Below are 18,850 nucleotides of genomic sequence, written 5' to 3'. Positions count from 1 at the left end.
AGCATGAGCCCGAGCGATCAGCGGCGATACGGTTCCGTCAGCCCGGCTCGATACGATTGCGGCCGCTGCGCTTGGCGCGATAGAGCGCCTGGTCGGCGCGCTCGAACACCTGCTCGCTGCGCTCTGCGGCACTGAACGCGCTGATACCGCCAGACAGGGTGATGGTCACCCGTTCGCCCTTGAAGTGGAACGGGCAGCTCTTGATCGCCGTGCGCAGGGTATCGAGCAGTTTCAGGCCACCGTCCATGGGCGTGGAAGGGATCAGCAGGACGAACTCCTCGCCGCCGAAGCGGGCGATGAAATCGGTCTTGCGCAACCGTTTGAACAACTCACCGGCAATGATCTTCAACACCTTGTCACCAGCCAGGTGGCCGTAATCATCGTTGATACGCTTGAAGTGGTCGATATCCAGCACCGCCAGCAGCAGGTCGCCGCCATAACGCTGCCAGCGCGCCAGCTCGAGATCCAGCCGCTCGGTCCAGGCGGCACGGTTGGGCAATCCGGTGAGCGGGTCGAGCAGGGCTTTCTGGCGCTGCTCTTCGAGGTGGTCGCGGAAGCCCTTGGCCTCCAGTTCCATGCTCGCCACACGCTCGACCAGGATCTGCAGACGCTCTCCCACCTGTTGCTCACGTTCGTCGCGCTGGTGCTGATACTGCTCCATGGTGCCGAGCAGGCCGCTGAGGCGGTTTTCCACCAGGCTCTTGAGGCTGTCCAGGTCGGTGGCTTCGAGCAGGCTGCTGTGCAAGCCATCGACCTGTTGGCGCAGCTCGCTGTCCAGGCTGCGGGCCGCCTGAGTCGAGTCGGCATAATCGGCATGCACGTCACGCAGGCTGCCCTGAAAAGCCGCCAGGCGCTGGTTGAGCTGCTTGAGATAGCCCTCGAACTCGCGCTGGCCAACGTCGGCGATCGCCAGCATCAGCACGCCCAGGTCGTCCAGCACCGGCACCAGCTCATACATGTTGAGGCCGGCCATGATGCGCTGACGCAGGACATCGGCCTGGGCCTGATGACGCTCGGGCAAGGGCAACTCTTCGAGCAGACCGAGCAGGCTGCTTTCGACATGGCTGGCGATGGCGTTGTAGCCAGGCTCGGGCGCCGGCGGCAGCGCATAGGCGGGATCGGCCTGCAGCAGTGCATCGTCTGCGGGTACCGCTTCCTCCAACGCAGCGTCTACAGGCGTGACGGCTTCCGCGGTCTCGGCAACGGGCTCATTCGCAGGCTGAACGACAGGCGTCGGCATCAACAGCGCGGATGACAGCGGCAGGCTATCCAGCAGAACGGTGCCGCTGGCTGCCGCCGGGCTGGCAGCCAGCACCACGGGCTCCAGGGCCTTGGGCTGCGACACCAACTGCGGCTCGGCGTCAGCAAGCGCCGGTTGCGGCGCAGCAGGCTGCTCGGCCAGCGCGACTGCAGCGGGCGCGGCCTGCAGCGGCAGGGCCTGGACGACAGGTGCCGACTCCGTTGCCGCTTCGCCCGGCACGCTCGGGCTGGCGGCATCACGGCTGCCGAACAGCCGCTCGATGAAACCCGGTCGCTCGACCTGTTCCGCTCCCAATGCGGCCAGCGCCTGCTGTTGCAACTGGCTCAACTCGGCCAGCAACGCAGGCATCTCACGGGATTGCCGCGCCCGCTCGTCGACCTGTTTGGCGTAGCGCTTGAGCGGTTTGCGGACGTCACTCGGCAGGTCCATCTTCAACAACTGCCCGACCAGGCTGGAGAGGCCGCTGGCAACCTGTTCGATCCGTTGCTGACGGCGCTGCTCGGAATCCAGTACGGTCTTCTCCAGACGTGGGATCAGCGCGCTGAGCCCCGCATCCATATCGTCGCGGCGAAGGATCTCGCGCAGATCCTGCATGCACTGGTCGACCGACTTGTCGGCCCCCTCCGCTGCCAGGCTGCTACGCACCAGGCCGCGCCGCAGCAAGTCGATGCGCGCATCCCAGCGCCGCTCGAGCTTCTCCTGCTGCTCGAGGTTGGAAAGGTATTTCTCGCGCCAGCGCTGGGCGTCGTCGGCCATGTTCAGGGCTCCTGAATACAGGGCGGCAACGGTGGTGCGAAGGAGTTGGGCAGGCGGATCTCCACGGCCACCGGCAGGTGGTCCGAGATCGGCTGGGCCAGCACCTGAAAGCGCTCGAGCTCCAGACCGGGGCTGAGCAGAATGTGGTCGAGGCAGCGCTGTGGGCGCCAGCTCGGAAAGGTCGCTTCGATCTGCGGCGCGATCAGGCCAAGGTCGCGCAGTGGCGAATGCTCCAGCAGATCCGCAGCATGGGTGTTCATGTCGCCCATCAGGATCTGATGGCGATAGCCGCTGATCAGCTCGCGGATGTAGGCCAGTTGCCGGGTACGGGTACGCGGCCCCAGCGCCAGGTGCATCATGACCACGGCGATGGCGTCGTCACCCTCACCGATACGCAGCAGGATCGCGCCACGGCCAGCAGGCCCTGGAAGCGGGTGATCCTCCAGCATGGACGGGCGCAAGCGGCTGAGCAGCCCATTGCTGTGCTGACCGAAGCGGCCAAGATTGCGATTGAGCTGCTGATACCAGTAGGGAAAGGCACCCAGACGAGCCAGGTGTTCGATCTGGTTGACGAAGCCGGAGCGCACGCTGCCGCCGTCAGCTTCCTGCAGGGCCACGATGTCGTAGTCACCGAGCAGATCGCCAATACGCTGCAGGTTGCCAGCGCGGCCCTGATGCGGCAGCAGGTGTTGCCAGCCGCGGGTCAGGTAATGGTGATAACGCTCGGTACTGATACCGACCTGAATATTGAAGCTGAGCAGGCGCAGGCGCCCGTTCTGCGGCCAATCGCCGTCGGGTGTGCAGTCCGGGTTGACCTGTGGATCACACAGGCCAGCCTGACGGGGCATCGAACGGCGGCGCAGCATGGCGGGGCGCTCCGTATGGACCGGTTACTTGGCTGCGCGCTCTTTGGCGATCAGGTGGTCGGCAACCTGCAGGGTCTGCTCCGGGCCGCCCGAGCTGGAGATATCGAAACGGTATTTGCCGTTGACGATCATCACCGGTACGCCATTGATCTGGTAAGCCATGGCCAGTTTCTTGGCCTTTTCCATCTGGCTCTTCACGCCGAAGGAGTTGAAGGCTTTGAGGAAGGCGTCACGGTCGATGCCCTGGGTGACCAGGAAATCAGCCATTTCTTCCGGAGTGGCCAGCTTGCGACCTTCCTGGTGGATGGCACGGAACACTTCGTTGTGCACCTTGTGCTCGACTTTCATGCTTTCCAGGGTCAGGAACATCTGCCCGTGGGCGTTCCATACGCCGCCGAACAGGGCGGGAATACGGATGAAGTTGACGTCGTCCGGGAGTTTTTCGACCCATGGGTTGAGCGTCGGCTCGAACTGGTAGCAGTGCGGGCAGCCATACCAGAACAGCTCGACGACTTCGATCTTGCCGGGTTTGGAGATCGGTACCGGGTTGTTCAGCTCGACATACTGCTTGCCGGCTTCGATTTCGGCGGCATGGGCAGCGACACCGAACAGGCTTGCACCAGCCAGAACCGCGGAAAGGATCAGATTACGCATGCATGACTCCTTGCTATGAGGGTACTGCGGACAGCTTCGCTTCGACTGGAGAGCCACCCGGCAGGTTCCGTCCATTGTAGCCGCCTCGTCAGCCGAAAAGCGCGGTCAGAACCACCCTTTTTCGTCATGCCCCGATCAACGTCTCAGTGCAGGCCCTGGATGTAACTCGATATCGCCTGGATGTCCTTGTTGCTGAGCTTGGCGGCAATGTCGCGCATGACCATGCTGTCACCGTCGTTGCTGCGCTCGCCCTCACGGAAGGCGGTCAGTTGCTTGGCGACATAGTCAGCGTGCTGGCCACCCAGGTGAGGATAGCCGGCCGTGGCGATGCCGCTACCGTCCGGCGAGTGACAGCCGGTGCAGGCCGGCATGCCCTCCGCCAGCTTGCCGCCACGGAACAGCGCCTGCCCGCGGTCCACCAACGCAGGGTCTGCGGCGCCGACGGAGATTTTCTGGCTGGCGTAATAGGCCGCCACATCCACCATGTCCTGGTCACTGAGCGGCTCGAGCATGCCGGTCATCTCGACCACCGGCCGGGCGCCTGATTTGATGTCCTGCATCTGCTTGAGCAGATAGCGCTCGCCCTGGCCGGCCAGTTTCGGGAAGTTCGCCAGAGGGCTGTTGCCATCCTGCCCATGGCAGGCACCGCAGACGATGGTCTTCGCCTGCCCCGCAACCGGATCGCCTGCAGCCTGAACAGCCCCGACCAGGCCCAGAGCCACCAGCAGACTCACTATCATCTTGTTCATCAGCTAATCCAAAACGGCTAAGAGAGAAGTGTTGTGAACCGGGGCGCTTCGCCCGCCGTGTGATGCACGGCAGTGCGCGGAGACTCGAACCGTACGTTTCTGCACGAACGCTGGGGTGGCGTGCATTCACCGGGAAACGCCTCATTCAGCACGTCGCCCCTGCCCCCGACAGCCTGGTCACCCACCCGGCACCCGCCATGATTGCCCAGGGCCGCACTGCCGATAGTGACCGGCATCAATCCCCCGTGCACATTCATGACGTGGGGGCCGTCGACGCTGAGCGACGGAGCTGTCGGAGCAGTCTATACGAACGCCACTGCGGGCCAGGGCCTTGGGTCGCCAGGTGCGCTAGCTAGAGACACCCAAAATGTTCTGCCTGCCGAGATTTCTCGCCGCAACGCGGCGCGCGCTGAAACGTCCACAGCCCCTGGACGGCAGGCATAAAAAAACCGCGCCAGGCGCGGTTTTCCATACAGCCAGGTGTCAGGCCTTGCAGCTGGCCGGTGCCCAGTCACCCATATCCGGGTTGTTGCACACATCGCTCACCAGCGTGCGGCCTCGGCTGGCAACCTGCTGGCTTTCCTTCTGCTTGGCCTGGGCCTTCTGCAGCGATTGCTCGGTGTTGATGACTTCCTTGGTCACCTTGGTGGTCGCCTTAGGCTGCTTGGCGGTGGCCACCTTGGTCACTTCCTTGCGCTCGACGCCAACGCTCTGCAGGTCCTTCTCGTATGCCTGGGTGTAGGTGCTGACGTTCTCGCCGGTACGGCCGTCCACCTTGGCCAGCAGCGCATTGGTTTCGTTCAGACCACTGACGATTTCCGCCAGGCGCGTACGACCATCGGCGTCGCTGATCTTGTTCGCCTTGCGATCGGCACGCAATTGAGTGAACGCCTGCTGGTAGCAGCTCTGGGCAGCGCTGGCGTAACGGATGTTGCGGTCGATGTTCTGGTTGTTGGTGTCGATGTCGGCGGCATAGGAAGCCAGACGCGCGTTGTCGTCGGTGATCTGCTGCTGACGCTGGTTGTAGTAGGCCACCGCACCGCCCGCCAGGGCACCACCTGCGGCGCCGATGGCGGCATTGCGACCACGTTTCTCATCGTCGACCAGAGCACCACCAAGGGCGCCCATCAGGCCGCCGGTCACGGCACCGATAGCGACACTGCGACTCATCGCGTCTTCCGAGCTGCGCAATTGCTTCACAGGCTCGTAGCATTGCGGAAAGAACTCCGCTTTGGTGGTCGCGGCAACCTGGGAGCTCGGCGAGCCGGCGCAACCGACCAGCAGTACGCTGGTGCAGGTGACGGCGGAAAGCAGCGCAGTGCGTATCGAGGAAAAAGCGGGGGCCTTGTTGGGATTTTGCATCGTCGTCGATCTCGTACTTGAGTGAGTGTTTATTCCATTCAGGCTGCGTCGCATGACAACCGCCTGCTTGATCACGGCCAAGGCCGCCAGAGTTCCTTTCAAAGCCGGCTCGGTCAACCGCCGATGCCCGGCATCCATCGTTGCAGTGCTGCTGCCGCTATCAGGGCGCCAGCAGCTGTTTCAGAATCACTTCGGCGTCGGCCTTGCGGTTCTTGCGGTATTCACCGACATGTCGCACGAACAGCGTAGCCCGATTCACCAGACTTTTACCCAGTACCGGCTTGCGCGCCAGCTCCTCCTTGGTGCGCTGGAACTGCGCCTGGATGACCGCATTGCTGTAACGCGTGCCGTTGTCCAGGTTGTCGATGTAGATCGCCAGCGCACCGTCCAGCGCACTGCGACCATTGGCCATCGCCGCCTCGAACAGTTTCGCCGAGGCTTCATCCTTGGCACTGCGAGCTTCGTCACGGCTCTTGCGTAAATTGGTCAGGCGAATGTTGTAGTTGTTGATCGTCTCGGCCACCAGCGCCGCCGACTGGATCAGGTTGCCTGCCGCATCCTCGCGCTGCTTGGCGATCAGCGACACGCTGCGCTTGAGCTCCTCGTTGACGATCGCCAGGCGATCACGCAGTTGCGGATCGTCGCTGTTGGCGATCAGGCCATCGAGTAGTTTGGTGGCGTCCTGTTCTTCGTCGATCTCGTCGGTGAGCGTACTCACTCGTCCTTCGTCCTTCCATTGCGCAAACAGTTCCTTGTAACGCGAACGCGGTGCCGACAAGGCACCGATGGAAACACGGAAGCCGGTGGTTTCGTTGCGCTGCTCGGTACCGTCGGCAGCGAATAGCGGGTACTCGCGGCGCATGCCGGTGAACAGGGTCATTTCCCCTTCCAGGTAGTTGCCGCCCTTGACCACGAAGCCGCCGTAGGTGCCCTGGCGGCGCCCCGCGTGCACCAGCTGGAACGACTCCTGGACCATCTCCGCAGCGTTGCCGACCACGTCGAACAGGCCGACCGGGTTGGGCTTCTTCAGGCCGATGGGCAATAGCCGCGCGTTCTGCCCGGTACCGCCGGATACCTGATTGAACACCGCCCAGTCGCCAAGCGGCCCGTCGCTGTCGCTGCCCTCCACCGGGCGTGGAAACAGACGCGCCTCGAGTTGCTGGCGGCTGACCGCATGACCGCCTCGGGCCGCGTATTCCCACTCCACTTCGGTCGGCAGACGCACGAAGCCCTGGCCACCGTCTTCGCGATTACCGCTACGACCACTGACCGGTAGCAGGTCACGATGATGCTTGAGCAACCAGGCGCTGTAGACCGCCGCGAAACGCTCGGCGTCGAATCGCGACAGATTGACCTTGGGCAGCCGACCCGCCATTCCGGACGGCGCCTCGCAAGCCGGCGCCTCGCCCTCTCCGGCCAGCGCCGGGGCCTGGGCCATGACCAGATCGTACTGGCGCTGGGTCACTTCGTACTTGCCGATGAAGTACAGCATCGGCTTGAGCGGCGTCACCCCGTCGGCCTTGGGCAGCTCACCGCGGACGTGGGCCTGCCAGTCCTTGGAGAGGTCGCCGAGGGTGAACTGACCATTGATGTAGTCGCGTCGGTAGCCCGAGATGAACGACTGCTGATAGCCCGGTTCACCTTCGCTGAAGGGGTAGCCGAGGGTCACCTCACGGTCGTCCAGCGAGCCCTTGGCAAGCACGTAGACATGCCGGAAGACCATCTGCCCCTCGCAGGGCAGCGGCAGACTGACGTCACCCTTCAACGGCTTGGGATTGTAGAGCGGGTCGGCATCCGCCTCGGCCCGGGCGACACCGGTGAAACAGCATAGAACCAGCGCGGCACTCAGCACCTTATACATGACGCAATCCTTCCGAGGCTTCCAGGTAGGCCGCCCGCCAGCCACCGGCGGCCGCCGCGAGCATGCAGCACAGCAGCGTTGCCAGTGCCGCCAGCAGGTAATGAGAGAACAACAGTCGGCAAGCATATTCGCCGGACGCCGACTGGAACAGCAGATTCAGGCCGCTCGCCGCGATGCCGTACAACAGCGCCGACAGCAGCAGGCTGGCAATCCCGGTGTACAGCGCCTGCAGGACCACGAAGGCGACCAGAGCTGCCGCCGGAAAACCCAGCAGACGCAGTACCGCCAATTCATGACGCTTGCGCTCCACTGCGCCCAGGGTACTGGCGGTGAGTGCGGCGAAGGCTCCGGCCAGGGACAGACAGGCCACCGACCAGAAAATCCACGCCAGGTTGCGGCTCAGGGTGCGGACCTGAGCCACCGCTTCGGCCTGGGTCACCACGGCCTGCCGCGCCTGCTGGAAATGCAGGCGCAGGCTTTCCACACCATCGAGATCACGGGCATACAGGCGAAAGCCGGGGTAAACCCGCTCCGACCGCGCCGTGGCCTGCGCTCCCGGCCAGCCGAAATCGGCGACCGCCAGGCCATCACGATAATCCTCCACCGCCTCCAGCAGCGGCAATGCGGCGAACAGTGCGTCGCGCGAGAATGCTGCCAGCGGCAGTACCGCCTGCACCTGCAGGCGGGCACGCGCGTATTGCGGCGCGCCCTGCACGGTACGCCCGAAGCCTGCCTCGAGGGTGTCCCCCGCCGTGACGCCGAGTTTCTCCGCCGCGCTCTGGCTGAGCAGCACGGCGTCCCTGCTGGCCGGCGCAGGCAAGGCGCCGAGCAGCGGATCGCCGACTGCAGTCGGCAGCATTTCCACGGTGATGGCCTGCCCCGCGCCCTGCAGTTCGGCGGTAGCGGCGATCTGCCGGGTTCGCGGAATCACGAAGGCCACGTCGTCACGCCGGGCCAGCGCCTCGATGGCCTGCAGGCTGTAGCGGGCACCGCCGAGCGGAATGACCTCGCGCACGCCGGGGTCGCGCTCCAGGCGCTCGGTGAGCGTCGTCACCAGGCCGAACTTGAGGCCGAACAGCACCAGCAAGGGTGCGATGACGGCCGCCAGGGCGAGGATCGCGCACCAGGACAGGCGCGCATCGCAGCGATAATCCTGCCAGGCCAGACGCGCGAACAGGGCCAGGCGCATCAGCCCGCCTCCCCCAGCCGTGCAGCCACCAGGCCGTCACTGCGCTGCTCCACCGTCAGGCGCATGGGTGTCAGCCCGTAGCGCACGGCCAGCGCTTCGTCGTGGGTGGAGATCACCAGACACAGGTCACGCACCGCCGCCTGCTCGACCAGCAGGTGCATCACCCGCTCGGCGTTCAGCGGGTCGAGCGATGCGGTCGGTTCGTCGGCCAATACGATGGCGGGACGATGAGCCAGGGCGCGGGCGATACTGACGCGCTGCCGTTGACCGACGGAAAGCCGTCCGGGCTGCCGGTCGAGCAGATCGGCAATGCCCAGTTGCTCGGCCAGTTGCTCGACCGCACCGTCCATTGGCAGCCCCAGCAGTTCGCGGGGTAGCTGAATATTGCCGCGTACATTCAGAAAGCCGAGCAGCCCGCCGGTCTGCAGCACGTAGCCGAAGGCGCGAGCGCGCAGCTTTGCCAGCTCGTCATGCCGGCCAAGACGCCACAGCTCGGCGAGGTCGAGAGACTGCACGCTGTCGTCCCAGCGCAGACTGCCGCCCGAGTCAGGCGACAAGGCCAGCGCCAGCAGATCGAGCACCGTGCTCTTGCCACTGCCGCTGGGGCCGATCAGGGCGATCCGCTGTCCGGCGCGCAACCTCAGAGCGGGAATTTCCAGGCAATAGCGCTGCCCTTCGCTCCCACGGGTCTTGCTGATCGCGCCAAGGGTGAGCATCAGGGCAGGGTCGACAGGGGCACGCGATACAGCGCGTCTCCCGGAGCCGCATCGCCGAAACGCACCCAGTTGGCGGTGTCGTTGTGGAAGGTCTCGTAGAGCTGGATCTTCGAATCCAGCTCGTCGATGAAATCCTCCTGCTCGGCCACGCTGAGCGACAACCACAGATCCTGGCTCATGTTCAGCACCTTGCTGCGATAGGGCAAACCATCCAGGTACTCACCCAGCACGCCGCTCTGGGCCAGGTTGCCGCCCTTGACCATGGCCGACGGATCGCGACTCATATGGGCACTGGCGCTGGCGATCTCCTGGAAGAAGTCCTTCGGCGAGCTCTGCGTGCGCCGCGCCGCATCGACCACCATGCGCAGCGACTGCTGCAGGTCGTTGAGCTGCAGCTTGGTCAGCAGCACGCAGACCTGGAAGGCCGGCAAGGCAGGATCGGTGATGTCACGATCGCTGGTCCACGCAGTGACCACCTGGGGCGCCCGCGCCTCGGCCTGGTGACCGAGGAAGTCCATGTGCATGGCGTAGCCGACCGCCGCGGACTTGTCGGCGATGCTGGCACCGCCCTTGGGTTCGGGCAGGCTGTTGTCGGTGCGCACCTGATGCACCAGATCGGCGAAGGCGCTGCCGATTTCCGTCACGCTGTTGCCGAAGGCGTTCACGTCACCGCCGGCCACCGGAACGTACAGGTCGCCGATGCGCGGGTTGGGGTCGGCGGTGAGGCTGCGGTACTGCTGCTCGGCAAAGCCGTGATTGCGCTTGCCGGTGGCGGTCTTCAGGTGCAGGGCATAGATCTTGATCTGCTTGCGCAGTGCCGCCTCGCGCACTTCCGCCTCGTTCATCTTGGTCAGCCCTAGCGGATCGCTCTTGCGCAACGCCCCGGCATCGCTGACCAGCAGGATCAGGCGGCCGCCATAGCCATTCCAGTCCATGTCATCGACGGCCTGCATGACGCCAGCGAAGGCGTCCTCGTTGAAGTCATGACTGGACACGTCGGTGGCCTTGATCTGCTGCGCCAACTGCAGAAAACGCTCGGGATCACGCCCCTGCTCCAGGGATACCAGGGTCTTGGCGGTGTACTCCAGGCCCGGCGTCTTGGCGGTATTGCTGCGGAAACCGACCATGCCGAAGCTGACGCTGTCCAGATCGCCACGGCTGGCGATCTGGCCCTGTAGTTCGTGGACGACGTCGCGTACCCGGTCGATATAGGGCTGCATCGACACCGAGGTGTCGACCACCAGCACGATGGCCGTTCTGAACCCCTCCGGGCCTGCCACTGGCGCGCTTTCACCCTGGTTCTGCGGGGCGTTGCCGGGGTCGATGGAGGCGACGTTGAGCAGTTGCATCGGCTGGCCGTTGGCGTCGAAGGTTTCTTCCGAGTCGAAGATCGGCAGCAGGTAGAACTGGTCCTGCGGTACCGCACTGCCACCCGGCTCCACCGCCACCACATTGTGGCCGGTACCCTTCAGCGCTTCACGCAATGCCTCGCGAGCGCGGGCCGGCTCGGCCAGCAGTTGCTCCAGAGCCGAGGCGTCGCGCACGAACATCACCGGGGCACGACCGGAGCGCTCGGTGAACTTGAGCACCAGGCTCTGCTTCCAGTCGCTCACCGCCGTGGCGGGCAGCCAGCCATCGCGGCGGCCGTCGCTGGAGGCACCGATCTGCAGCCACGGCTGGCCGTCGATGTCCTGCCGGGCATACACATAGAACACCGAAAACGCCGGCATGTCCTTGCCGCTGCTGGCACCCGCCGTCTCGACCAGCTTGGCGCCGGGTTTGCTCAGCACGCGCTGGAACAGGGTTTTCTTGCCTGGCATGAGCAGCGGGCGATCACCACCATCGCTGTCCGCCACCGCCGAGAGCGGGCCAGCCTCGCCACTTGGCGGGGCCAGGGGCTGAGCGGGCTCGCCGGCTACCGGCGGCGAGGCTGGCGGCGCGCTGTCGGAGCCGAACAGCCAGTAACCACAACCGGCCAGCAACAGCACGCCAGCCAGGGAAGCGCCGAGAATCAGCGGCTTCCTGCTGGAGCCCGCGTTGCCTTCACGTACCGACGATGCCAACGGCGAGGGCTGCGGGCGCGGTGGCGGCACGGCGGTATCCGCCGCCGGTGCATGGGTCGGTATGTCCACGGAAACCGCTGCCAGCGGCGGCACGCTGGTATCGCCCTTGACCTCGGCGACGGGTGGCAACACCAGCGGCTGGAACAGGGTGGCATCGTCGGTGGCAGCGGCTGGCACCTGCAGGCGATCGAGCGCGGCAATCAACTGCGCCGCATCGGCGAATCGCTCGTTGGGATCCTTGGCCAGCAGGCGTTCGAGAATCGGCTGGTAGCGGCCATGCACCATGGGCAGCGCGGGCAACGGCTCGGTCAGATGCGCCAGGGCCGTGGACAGCGAATCGCTGCCGATGTAAGGCAGCTTGCCGGTGAGTATTTCGTACAGCACCACGCCGAGGGCGTAGAGATCGGCACGGCCATCGATATCCAGACCACGGGCCTGTTCCGGGCTCATGTAGCTGGGCGTACCGACGGCGAAACCGGCCTGGGTGAACTGGGTACGGTCGTCCAGCGCCTTGGCGATCCCGAAGTCGCTGAGCACCGCCGTACCGTCAGCGCGAAACAGGATGTTGGCCGGTTTGACGTCACGGTGAACCATGCCCTGGGCATGAGCGTAACCAAGGGCCGAGGCGATCTGGCGAATCCACACCAGCCCCTGATCGATGCTCAGGCCCGCGCTGATGCGCTCCTTGAGGGTACCGTTGGGCAGGTATTCCATGGCCATGTAGTAGAGGCTACCGACATTGCCGATGTCGTGGATGGTCACGGTATTCGGATGCGACAGCCGCGCCAGGGTCTTGCCCTCGCGCAGGAAGCGCTCGCAGAAGGTCGGGTCCGCGGCCAGCGAGGCCGCCATGATCTTCAGCGCGACCTTGCGGTCGAGGGAACGCTGTGTAGCCAGGTAGACCACGGCCATCGCACCATCGCCCAGCTCGCGTTCGATGTCGTAACCCGGTATTTGCATGTCCATGCTATCGGTCTTCCGAGGCCACCCCGAGAGACTCGGGCGCGGCAGCTATTTGAATGTTTGGCAGATCAGTGTGCAGCGGGCGCCCATCGAGCATTTCGACGGGCTGCCTGGCCAGCCGGTGAAAACCACCTGCTTCGCCAAGGTCTTCACCAGCCCGTCAGGCGGCCTTGATCACCACGGCGGTAATATTATCCGGAGCGCCTCGGGTCAAGCCAAGGTGTACCAGGCTGCGCACCATCTGGTACGGATCCTCGTGCCCCAGCACCTCGCGCAATTCGTAATCCTCGACCGTCTTGTTCAGGCCATCGCTGCAGAGCAGAAAGGTGTCGCCCGGTCGCACGTCCAGGCGTGCGCTTTCCAACTGCAGGTCATCCTGCACGCCCAGGGCACGGGTGACGATATTGCCCATGGGGTGGCTGCGCGCCGCCTCTTCGTCGAGCAGGCCGCTGTCGACCAGTTCCTGAACGTAGCTGTGATCCCGGCTGATCGGTTTCAGGTCACCGTTGCGCAGCCGATACAGGCGGCTGTCCCCGGCCCACAGGCACAGCGCTTCGGCACCCCGCGCGGCAAGCACCACCACGGTGCTGCCCATGGTCGCCCCACCACGCTTCTCGGCCTCGATGCGCACCTGCTGATTGACGTGATCGAGGGTGTCGATCAGCGCCCCTTCATAGGTGCTCAGGACGGCGCTGGGCGGCAACGCACGCAGACTGTCGATGATCAGGCTGCTGACGTAATCACCGCTGGCGTGCCCGCCCATGCCGTCGGCGACAGCCCACAGGCCGTTGTCCGGGGCATCCAGGCAGGCATCTTCGTTGATCGTGCGCACCATGCCGACGTGGGTATGGCTGGACGAGTGGTATTGGGTAACGCTTGACGGACTCATGCCTCGCCTCCTGCGGACTCGCTGAGCAGGCGACAGAACGCCTCGGCCGGGGGCAAGCCGGCGAACCGCACCAGGCCGGGCGCGACACGCTCGGAACCGCGCCCCCACCACAGGCTGGCGCCGCTGCAGGCGTGCTGCATCAGGGCCAGGCCTCGCGCTCGCGGATTATCCACGGCCCAGATCGCCGCCCCGCTGGCATCCTGGCGCTGGGCGCTGCCGATCGCCAGCAGCGGACTGCCAAGGGTGCCTACGCCGCGCTCGAAGGCATCGGCATCGGCATCGGCTTCCAGGGTCGAGAGCAACAGCGCCTCGGCACGCTCGAACCAGTCGTCGCTGTCGCTGAGCAGGTGGCCGATATCGGTCTGTGCCGGCAGCGGCAGGGCGATGGTCAGGGGAAAGTAACGACCGACGCGGTCGACGCTGGGCATCATCACCCCGCAAACGGCTTCCTGGCCAAGCAGGCCCGGCGCGATCGCGAAGCGCCAGAGCGGGCTGACCAGATAGGCATCCAGCCAGGCTTCGCCCAGGGTCTGCCGACTGGCGGTGAGGCCAGCCGTCAACCAGTTGTCCCAGGCTTCGATGAAGCCCGGCGCAAGACCGCGATGAATGAAATCGCCACGTACGGCCAGCTTGCCGTAGAAACCCGGGTTACTCACAGACGCTCCGGCAGGGTGAAACCGCTGAAGACCTGGCGGCGGAATGGATTGAACGCACTGCTGGCCCGCAGCTCGCTGGAAATGCTGGCGTTGTCGACGCGCATGCGCAGGGTGAATCGATCGGGTGAATTCCCCTGGGCGAGATCCGACTGATCGAGCAGTCGGAACCAGGCCCAGGGCCCCTCCAGGGTGATCCCCGAACGCCCGGTGACCGAGGCCGGCGAAATGTTCAGACGTACCACCCCGGTGCCGTTGCTGCTCGGCCACTGCATGGCGACCGGCCTGGCCGGGCCGTGGTCGTAACTGAACTGCTGGCCATCGAGGTCAAGCTGGAACTGCTCGATGCTGGAGTCCATCGCCACCGGCCTCAGCTCGAAGCGCACCATCGGCTGGGTACCACCGGAACGGAAGAACGCCTCGCGAATGCTCGCTGCACGCTGGAAGGTCTGCAGCACGCCGCTGCCGATGCCGAGCTTCTGCGCAGCGCCGGGCTGCCAGCGCCAGGTGCTTGCCGAGGTATCCACATAAGGTTGCAGGTACTTGCGGAAGTAGCTGTCGAGCACCCCGCCCTGGCCGAAGAAATGACCGAAATCGTCCAGGGTCGCATCACGGCTGCTGCCACGGTCCAGCGGGTAACGCCCGGCCAGGGACTGGCGGTACACCGACACCACCTCGCTCATCCAGGCGGCATTCAACTGGTTGCGGATGCCGCCCATCATGGTGCCGGTGGTCGAGCCGACCACCGACTTGAGGAACCCCTGTACCAGCGGTGGCTGACGCTCGGCACTCAGGCGCACCTGATCGGCAGCGGCCGTGGTCTGGTTGCGCGACTCGCCCAGCAGTGCCTCGCCACTGGCGCCACTCATGGCGCTGACCTGCACATAGAGTGCGTTGAGGTCCTGCAGCAGGGCATCGATGGCTGGCGTCTGGCCGTCTGTGTCTTCGACCAGACCGTTGAGTTCGGCGAAGTGCGCGGTGATCGGGTCCATTTCGCTGGCCAGGGCATTGACCACACCCTCCTCCGACTGGCCTACCAGGGAACCGAGCTGCTGCTTGAGGCGGTCGACGGTATCGTCACCACGCGCCTTGAGCTTCTCGGCGACCAGACGTTCCTCCTTCTGCAGATCGGTTTCCTTGGCGACCGCCTGAAGCAGCTTCTTCAGCGGCGACGCCGGCCCCGACAGCACGCGCAGCACGTCCGCCGCCTGGGCCACGCTGGTCACCGGCACGAAGTCGATATCGGCGAGCAGCGCATCCCATTGAGCCATGTAGTCCTGCACGTAAAGACGCCGGACCTCCAACGCCAGGGCGGCGGCATCCTGTCCATCGTCCAGGCTGCGACCGAGGACCCACTGCTCCTCGGCCAGGGTACCGGCCTGGCTGACGCTGCCGACCAGGAAGGCCTCACGGTAGCCACGCTGGGTATAGAAGCCGCTGAGCGGCTCGTTGAGCGGCTTGCCACTCTTGCGGGTGAACACCAGCGCGGCATCACGGCCGGCGGCATCGCTGAGACGGAAGTCCGCGATGCCCTCGGGCAGCTTCTGGCGCTTGACCCGGTCATAGGCGCGCTGCGCCACGGACAGCCGCTGCAGACGCCGACGCACGTCCTCGACCAGATTCTCGTCGAGGCGCACCACCGGTGGCTGACGGTCATACAATGCGGCCAGATGCTGATTCAGTGCCTCGCGCTGCTCCGGCAGCAGATCCCGCGGCAGGCTGCGATCCCAGTCGAGGGCGATCCAGGCCTTGATGAAGTCGGCATCGTAATGCTCGGACTCGCCGAGCATCAGGTAAGCCTTGAGGCCTTCGTAAAGGAAGTCCGAGTTGCCCCCGGTGCGCAATTGCTCTTCCAGCCGCGCCAGCACCCGCGGCGCCATGACCGCGATCAGCAGCTTGCGGTAGACGCTGGACGCTTCGCTGTCGAGCATGTCGCCCTGGTAGAGGCCAAAGCCCTCGGCCCAGCCCGGCGCATCGCCACTGACATTGCGGATGGCATTGAGCAGCGGTTGCACCGCCAGAACGTCGCGCTGTGCCGGGCTGAGCGCCTGCAGCTCGCCACGCAGCGGCTGCACGCGGGCATCCACGGCGGCGATGTAGGCCTGGTTGGCACGGAAGCTGGCGAACCATACCGCCGCAGTGCCGAGCACCAGAATCACGCTCGCTGCAATGACGCCTCGTGCCAGCCAGCGCTTCTGCCGCTCCACCTTGGGGTTGGCACCGACCAGGCCGCGTTCGCCGAACACCACGTCACGCAGCAGCCGTTCGATGAAGTAGCTGCGCCCGGTACCGGTTTGACGGGCCAGGTGCTGACGGTCGAGGCTCATGCTCTGCGCCATGGCACCGATCAGACGGTCGATCGGACTGCCTTCCTGGGTACCGCTGGTCAGGTAGACGCCGCGCAGCAGCACGCGCTCTTCATAAGGGTTGGGCTTGAACACGCCGTCGAGGAAGCCGGCCAGCGCTTCACGCAGCGCGGCGAACTGCTGCGGGAAACCATAGATCAGGTCGCGCCGCGCAGGGTCGCGCTCCTGTTGCAGGCGCTCGACCAGGCGCTCGTTGAGGCGCAGTTCCAGCGCATCGAACTCGCTGCGAAATACCTGCAGCGGGCCCTCGGCACTCTTGCCATCGTCGAGGTTGAAGGTCATGCCCCAGACCTGAGCACGCTCTTCCTTGCTCAGGCCGTCGAAGAACTCCATGAAGCCGGGCACCAGGTCCAGCTTGGTCAGCATCACGTACACCGGAAAGCGCACGCCGAGCTGGGTATACAACTCCTGCACACGGGCGCGGATGGCCACGGCGTGCGCCGCCCGCTCGCTTTCGCTGCCGAGCAGCAGATCGGACAGGCTGATGGCGACGAAGGCACCATCGATGGGCCGACGCGAACGCTGCTTTTTCAGCAGGTCGAGGAAGCCCAGCCAGGCGGCCTTGTCGACTGCGGCATGGCTGTCCTGAGTGGTGTAACGCCCGGCGGTGTCGAGCAGCACGGCCTCGTCGGCGAACCACCAGTCGCAGTTGCGCGTGCCGCCGACGCCGCGTACCGCGCCGCCGCCCATCTGCTCGGCCAGCGGGAATCGCAGCCCGGAGTTGGCCAGCGCGGTGGTCTTGCCGGAACCGGGCGGGCCGATGATCACGTACCACGGCAACTCGTACAGGTTGCGCCGCTCACCGCCGCCCAGCTTGGCGCGCTTGAGCAGGCCCAGGGCTTCGTCCATGCGCTGACGCAGGGTGGCCAGCTCTTCCGCGGTGGCCACGCTGGTCGGGTCCGGTGCAACGTCCACCAGGCCCTGCATGACCCTGGCCGCATTGCGACGCGCCTGGATAATGCGCAGCACCCGCCAGGCCGCCCACAGGGCGAACAGCAAAATGATCAGGGTCCAGCGCGCGGTGCTGCTGGCCAGCGGTTCGAAACCGCCGATGGCGATCAGCGGACCGACGAACCAGATCACCAGGCTCAACGCCAGCAAACCCAAAACCGGCATGACCCAGCGGGCCATGAAACCGAAAAACGCCTTCACTCGACGCCCTCCGCAAAGACTGTGATTTCGACCCGGCGGTTACGCGCGCGGCCCTCCGCCGTAGCGTTCGAAGCTTTGGCTTCGGTGTCGCTGCGTCCCTCGGCACGGAAGCGCTCAGGCTGGCCGGTCTTGGCCGCCAGCACGTCCATCACCTGCTGAGCGCGATCCTGAGAGAGTTTCCAGTTGGACGGATAACGCAGCGTCGCGATGGGCTGGTTGTCGCTGTGCCCGGTCACCAGCACCTGGCCGTTGACCTTGCGAACGGCTTCGGCGATGCGCAGCAGCAGCGGCTGGAAGTCATCGGCGATCGAGGCACTCCCGGAGGCGAACAGCTGATCTCCGCGGATGGTCACCACGGAACGGTCGACGGCATCTTCCACCGCGACCTTCTGCGCGCGAATCTCTTCGGCCAGGAAGCCAGCCAGGCGTGGACGCTCGACGACGCGCGGCTGCTGGGCCGGACGGTCGATGGTCTGCACCGGCACGTCGCCAAGGGCGTGCAGATTGCGAAACACCGGCTCGGCTTCGGCAGCCAGTTTCATGCGCAAGCCGAACAGCAGCAACAGCAGGATCGCCAGGCCAATGGCGACCGCCACCCACGGCGGCAGGAACTGGCGCAGGCGGTCACGGGCGACCACCAGACCGCGCCAGTGCGGCGACAACTCGCGTTCGATCTCGCCCCGCGTGCTGCGAATGGTCGCGCTGACCCGCTCGCGCAGCGCGTCGAGCTGGCTGCGGCCATCCTGCATGACCCGGTAACGACCTTCCATGCCGAGGCTGATGCACAGGTACAGCAGCTCCATCAGGTTCAGGCGCTGGCGGGGGTTCTGCAGGCAATGGTCGAGCAGTTGGAAAACCTTCTCGCCCCCCCAGGCCTCGTTATGCAGGGTGATCAGCAGGCTCTGCTTGCTCCAGTCACTGGCGCTGCCCCAAGGCGTGCTGAGCACCGCCTCGTCCAGCGCGGTGCAGAGCACGTAGCGCGCCAGCATCACCTCATCCTGAGCGACTCCGGCGGCTCGCGCCTTGTCTTCGAACTGGCGCAGGTAGCCGAGCAGTTGCGCTCGCAGGCTGGCCGGCGCGGGATGGGAGATGGTGCTGCGCAAGCGGGTAAGCAGCGCCAGCATCGGCCCGGCGGCGGCCTCGATGGGATTCAGGCCAAGCCCCCGTGCGGCCAGTGGCGGCGCACTGGGCATGGCGGGCGGCGGCGAACCGGCGGAGGTCGGCCGCGAGGGCTCGGCGCCGCGGCCACCTGGCCGCGGCATGATCATGGTGCGGTCGTTGCCCGCCTGGTCGTGTCCTTTGCCGGGCTGACCGGGCAAGGCGCCAAATGGATCGTCGATGGTCATCGCG

The 18,850-nt window shown here is 65.5% G+C and carries 13 protein-coding genes; all 13 read right to left on the bottom strand.

The genetic code is table 11. The features are described 5' to 3' along the window. Positions 1–37: 37 nt before the first annotated feature. Entirely contained in the window at positions 38–2,017 is a 1,980-nt protein-coding gene (locus QRN22_RS06380) for a GGDEF domain-containing protein (protein ID WP_042552506.1), read from the bottom strand. Between the two features lie 2 nt (positions 2,018–2,019). Then, the gene (locus QRN22_RS06375) at positions 2,020–2,883 is read right to left on the bottom strand and encodes an endonuclease/exonuclease/phosphatase family protein (RefSeq protein ID WP_042552507.1); all 864 of its coding nucleotides are present in this window, start codon (positions 2,881–2,883) and stop codon (positions 2,020–2,022) included. A 24-nt stretch (positions 2,884–2,907) separates the two neighbouring features. Then, positions 2,908–3,537, bottom strand: coding sequence for a thiol:disulfide interchange protein DsbA/DsbL (locus tag QRN22_RS06370; RefSeq protein ID WP_042552508.1), 630 nt, complete (start codon positions 3,535–3,537; stop codon positions 2,908–2,910). A gap of 143 nt (positions 3,538–3,680) precedes the next feature. Next, a complete protein-coding gene (locus QRN22_RS06365) occupies positions 3,681–4,286 on the bottom strand; it encodes a c-type cytochrome (RefSeq protein WP_042552509.1) in 606 nt (201 codons plus the stop codon). A gap of 483 nt (positions 4,287–4,769) precedes the next feature. Continuing rightward, a complete protein-coding gene (gene tagQ, locus QRN22_RS06360; protein ID WP_042552510.1) occupies positions 4,770–5,648 on the bottom strand; it encodes a type VI secretion system-associated lipoprotein TagQ in 879 nt (292 codons plus the stop codon). Positions 5,649–5,808: 160 nt separating this feature from the next. Beyond that, positions 5,809–7,509, bottom strand: a complete 1,701-nt coding sequence (locus tag QRN22_RS06355; RefSeq protein WP_042552511.1) for a formylglycine-generating enzyme family protein — start codon at positions 7,507–7,509, stop codon at positions 5,809–5,811. Next, positions 7,502–8,698, bottom strand: a complete 1,197-nt coding sequence (locus QRN22_RS06350) for an FtsX-like permease family protein (RefSeq protein ID WP_042552512.1) — start codon at positions 8,696–8,698, stop codon at positions 7,502–7,504. The genes QRN22_RS06355 and QRN22_RS06350 overlap by 8 nt, the downstream gene beginning before the upstream one ends. Further along, the gene (locus QRN22_RS06345) at positions 8,698–9,414 is read right to left on the bottom strand and encodes an ABC transporter ATP-binding protein (protein ID WP_042552513.1); all 717 of its coding nucleotides are present in this window, start codon (positions 9,412–9,414) and stop codon (positions 8,698–8,700) included. The genes QRN22_RS06350 and QRN22_RS06345 overlap by 1 nt, the downstream gene beginning before the upstream one ends. Further along, complete coding sequence (locus tag QRN22_RS06340; protein ID WP_042552514.1) at positions 9,414–12,443, bottom strand: serine/threonine-protein kinase; 3,030 nt, start codon at positions 12,441–12,443, stop codon at positions 9,414–9,416. The genes QRN22_RS06345 and QRN22_RS06340 overlap by 1 nt, the downstream gene beginning before the upstream one ends. A gap of 157 nt (positions 12,444–12,600) precedes the next feature. After that, entirely contained in the window at positions 12,601–13,329 is a 729-nt protein-coding gene (locus QRN22_RS06335) for a PP2C family protein-serine/threonine phosphatase (RefSeq protein WP_042552515.1), read from the bottom strand. Beyond that, positions 13,326–13,985 (bottom strand): type VI secretion system-associated protein TagF, encoded by a 660-nt coding sequence (gene tagF, locus QRN22_RS06330; RefSeq protein WP_042552516.1) that lies wholly within the window; start codon positions 13,983–13,985, stop codon positions 13,326–13,328. Before tagF ends, QRN22_RS06335 begins: the two co-directional genes overlap by 4 nt. Continuing rightward, positions 13,982–17,500 (bottom strand): type VI secretion system membrane subunit TssM, encoded by a 3,519-nt coding sequence (tssM, locus tag QRN22_RS06325; RefSeq protein ID WP_285401828.1) that lies wholly within the window; start codon positions 17,498–17,500, stop codon positions 13,982–13,984. Before tssM ends, tagF begins: the two co-directional genes overlap by 4 nt. Beyond that, positions 17,497–18,846: a DotU family type VI secretion system protein gene (locus QRN22_RS06320; RefSeq protein ID WP_042553507.1), complete on the bottom strand. Its 1,350-nt coding sequence runs from the start codon at positions 18,844–18,846 to the stop codon at positions 17,497–17,499. Before QRN22_RS06320 ends, tssM begins: the two co-directional genes overlap by 4 nt. Positions 18,847–18,850: the final 4 nt, after the last annotated feature.

It is taken from the genome of Pseudomonas sp. MEJ086, from assembly GCF_030209025.1.
Classification (GTDB): domain Bacteria; phylum Pseudomonadota; class Gammaproteobacteria; order Pseudomonadales; family Pseudomonadaceae; genus Aquipseudomonas; species Aquipseudomonas fulva_A.
Note: the sequence above shows the minus strand (reverse complement) of the source record. Positions and strands in the feature narration are given on the sequence as shown.